Genomic DNA, 3772 nt, shown 5'->3' on the forward strand with positions numbered 1-3772 from the left:
GGCCGCGTCGGCCACTCGCCCGCCGCGCTCGACGCGGTGCGCGCCGCCGTCGAGGACGCGCGGCGCGGGGGGCGCGCGGCCGTCGTGGCGCTGTTCGACCACACGCGCCGCGCCGCGGAGCTGCCCACCGACGCGCCGGTGGTGTGCGGCTGGTCGGGCGACCGCGCGATGCAGCAGGCCGTCGCGCGCTGGCTGGCGGCGCGGAAGAGCTAGGGCACTTCGTGGAGGCGTCGGAGGGCCGCGTTCCGCGGGGTGCCTCCAGCGCCGGCGAATCCCGACCTGAGCGCCGGGCGCCGAGCGCCGTGTGAGCCTCGGCGCCCGGCGCTCGGCGCTCGGGTCGCCGGCGAGACGGGGCCACAGGTACGCGCGCGAGCCCCCGCCGTCCGACGCGATCGGGACCCGCGCTAGATCCGCCGCTCCGAGTAGAACCGCCAGGCCAGCAGCGCCGCCAGCACGACGGCGAGGATCGCCAGCCCGACGTAGGCGACCTTGGCGCGGTCGCGTCGCTCCGCCAGCTCGACGGGGGTGACGCCGGGGGCGGGGGGCGGCTCGGCGGGGAGCCCGGCGGCCTGCCCGGGAACCGGGAGCGCCAGGGCGGGCGCGTCGAGCACCGCGGCCGACACCGGCTCGATCGGCGTCGTCGGCGTCGGCGACCCGAGCGGGAAGCGCTGGTGCCCGATCGCGTCGCCCTGCGAGGCGTCGACGAGCCCCGCGCCGTCGAAGCGCGCGGCGACGACGGTGATGTTGTCGGGGCCGCCCGTCGCGTTCGCGCGCGCGATCAGCTCGCGGCACAGCGCGGCGAGGTCGGACGCGTCGGCCGCGGCCTCCGCCAGCTCGTGCGCGCGCACCTGCCCCGACAGCCCGTCGCTGCACAGGAGGAGCAGGTCGCCGCGCCGCAGCTGCTGGTGCGTGAGGTCGACCTTCACCGACGCCTCGGGGCCGAGCGCCTGCAGGATGATGTTGCGGCGCACGCTCGTCTCGGCCTGCTCGGGGGTGATCTCCCCGGCCTCGACGAGCTTCTGCATCAGCGACTGGTCCTTGGTCAGCTGCTGCGCGACACCGTCGCGGATCAGGTAGCCGCGGCTGTCGCCGACCTGCGCGAGGTACAGCGTGTCGCCGCGCAGCGCCGCCGCCGTCAGCGTCGTCCCCATCCCGCGCAGCTCGGCGTGGCGGAGCGCGTGGCGGTGGATCGCCGTGTTCGCGGCCAGGACCGCGTCGCGCAGCGCGACCGCGTACTGCCCGGCGTCGGCGCTGGCCTCGGCGACCCGCTCGCGCAGCGCGTCGAAGACGGCGCGGGCGCCCATGCGGCTCGCGATCTCGCCGGCCGCCGCGCCGCCCAGCCCGTCGGCGACGAGGAAGAGCACCCCCTCGGTGCCGGCGTCGACCCCGCGCGTCGCGACTGCGTCGTGCCCGCGCACCGCGGACTCGTCGTTGAGGAAGGTGAGCGGCTCGGGCTCCGACAGGTCGGCGACGAGGAACGCGTCCTCGTTGTGCTCGCGCGTGCGGCCGACGTCGGTGAGCGCGCACACCGCCACCCGCACGGCGGCGGGGGCGGGCGCGGAGGGCGACGGGTGCGACGCGGGCCCGTGGGTCACGCGGCGGCGCGGGCGGGGGTCGACGGCATGCGGGCACTACGGCGCCGCGCCGGGCAGGTTGCGCCGGGGCGGGGGACGGGGGCGGGGCGTCGGAGGGCGTCGGATCCCATGCGTCGTCGAAGGTAGAGGGGCGTCCGGGGGGAGGCAATCAGTCGTCGCCGCCGGCCGGCGCGCCGTTCCGCCCCGGCAGAGGCGCCGAGTACCTTGCCCCGATGCGTCGCCTCCCCGCCCGCCGGCCGTCCCGAGTCGCGCTCGTCCTGCTCCTCGCCCTCTGCGCCCGGGCGTCCGCCCCGGGCGCCGCCCCCGTCCCCGCCGCGGCGGCGGACGGGGGCCCCGCGGGGCTGCCGCCGGTGCCGCGGGTCAACGGGGCGCTCGACGTGCGTGTGGTGTCGCCCGGGGCGCAGGCGTCGGTGGGGGGGCGCGACTCGACCTTCGTCTTCGGCTCGGTGGGGAGCGGCGAGGCGACGCTGACCATCAACGGCGCGCCCGTGCAGGTGGCTCCCAACGGCGCCTTCCTGGCCTTCCTCCCGGTCCCGCCGGCCTCGGCGCCACGCTACGAGCTGGTGGCGACGCGGGGCGTCGAGACGGCGCGCCGGACCGTCCCGGTGCGCGTCCCCGCCCGCCGCCCGCTCCCGGCCACGGGGCGGCTCGTCGTCGACAGCGGCAGCGTGTCGCCAGCCGGCCGGAGCGCGCTGCGGGCCGACGAGCCGGTGCGGGTCGCGGTCCGGGCGCCGCGGAACGCGGCGGCCTGGCTGGCCCTCGGCGGCGACGCGGGGGCGCCGATGGTGGACGCGCAGGCGCGCCCCGGGTGGCCGACGCCGACCGGGGAGGACGCGGCGACCACCTGGGTGGGGGAGGTGCCGGCCGGTGCGCTGGCGGCCGCCCCCGAGCCGCGGGTGGTGGTCGCCCGCGGCGCCGACACGGTGCGGCTCCGGGTGGGGCGGGTGAGCGTCGTCGCGGCTGCGGACCCGGGGCGCCCGGGGGCGCGCGACTGGGTGCAGCTGGGGCGCCCGTCGGCGGTCCCCGACACCGACCGCGTGATCGTCGGCCGGCCGACGCCGGACGGCACGTACAAGTGGTTCTTCGCCCCGGGGACGCCGGTCGAGCGCACCGGCGCGCAGGGGGGCGCGACGCGCGTGCGCCTCGACGCGCAGCTCGAGGTGTGGGTCGACAGCGGCGAGGTGGTCCCGCTGCCGGCCGGGTGGTCGGCGGCGCGGCGCGGCGCCGGCGGCGCGCGCGTGGCGCCGGCGCCCGGGTGGTCGGACCTCGTGATCCCGCTCGCCGAGCGCCCGCCGTACCAGGTGATCGAGCGCGGGCGCGAGATCGACCTCGTGCTGTACCAGACCGCGTTCTCCCCCGACATCCTCCCGATCTGGGGGACGGCCGGCGACTCGCTGGTGCGGCAGGTGGTGTGGGAGCAGGAGGCGACGGACCGCGTGCGCGTCACGCTGCGGCTGGGCGAGGACCCGTACGGCTACCTCGCGCTGTGGGACCCGGCCCGCTCGGCGTTCGTGCTCCGCGTGCGCCGCACGCCGACCGTCGACCCGGCGCGGCCGCTGCGCGGGATGCGCATCGTGGTCGACGCGGGGCACCCGCCGGGGGGCGCGACGGGGCCGACGGGGCTGTGGGAGCCGGTCGCGGTGCTGCCCGTGGCGGAGCGCGTGCGCGACCTGCTGCGCGAGCGGGGCGCCGAGGTGGTGATGACGCGCACGACGGCCGACCCGGTCCCGCTGGGCGACCGCGGCGTGCTGGCGCGCCGCGCCGACGGGCACGCGTTCCTGTCGATCCACCTCAACGCGTTCCCCGACGGCGTCAACCCGTTCGCCAACGCGGGGACGAGCACGCTGTTCTTCCACCAGCACTCGGAGCCGCTCGCGCGCCTGGTGCAGCGCGAGATGGTGCGGCGCTTCCGCATCCGCGACCTCGGCATCCACTACCAGAACCTCGCCGTGGCGCGCCCGCCGTGGATGCCGGCGATCCTGACCGAGGGGCTGTTCCTCATGTTCCCCGAGCAGGAGGCGGCGCTGCGCTCGCCGGAAGGGCGCGAGCTGTACGCGCGCGCCGTCGTCGACGGGACCGAGGCGTACTTCCGGTCGCTGGCGCGTTGAGCAGCGTCGAGCGGCGAGCGTCGAGCGTCGGCAGCGCTCCACGGCGGGGACGGCTCCTGCCGCCGCGAG

3 protein-coding genes are annotated in these 3772 nt (G+C 78.6%); 2 read left to right on the forward strand and 1 reads right to left on the reverse strand.

Features of this window, described 5'->3' with window-relative positions; all coding sequences use genetic code 11:
• A partial coding sequence (locus PYV61_RS22295) for a hypothetical protein (protein ID WP_275835821.1) occupies positions 1-213 on the forward strand: 213 nt, incomplete at its 5' end.
• Positions 214-404: 191 nt separating this feature from the next.
• Here PYV61_RS22295 and PYV61_RS22300 read toward each other — a convergent pair.
• Positions 405-1595, reverse strand: coding sequence for a protein phosphatase 2C domain-containing protein (locus PYV61_RS22300; protein WP_275835823.1), 1191 nt, complete (start codon positions 1593-1595; stop codon positions 405-407).
• 212 nt (positions 1596-1807) lie between these two features.
• Between PYV61_RS22300 and PYV61_RS22305 the strand changes: the two genes are divergently transcribed.
• Positions 1808-3703, forward strand: a complete 1896-nt coding sequence (locus PYV61_RS22305) for an N-acetylmuramoyl-L-alanine amidase (RefSeq protein ID WP_275835825.1) — start codon at positions 1808-1810, stop codon at positions 3701-3703.
• Positions 3704-3772 lie beyond the last annotated feature (69 nt).

Source organism: Roseisolibacter sp. H3M3-2, assembly GCF_029211165.1.
In the GTDB taxonomy this organism is placed as follows: domain Bacteria; phylum Gemmatimonadota; class Gemmatimonadetes; order Gemmatimonadales; family Gemmatimonadaceae; genus Roseisolibacter.

Excerpts from the sequence above, each read along its gene's own strand:
- PYV61_RS22305 (WP_275835825.1), top strand. The coding sequence starts at position 1,808 with ATGCGTCGCCTCCCCGCCCGCCGGCCGTCCCGAGTCGCGCTCGTCCTG.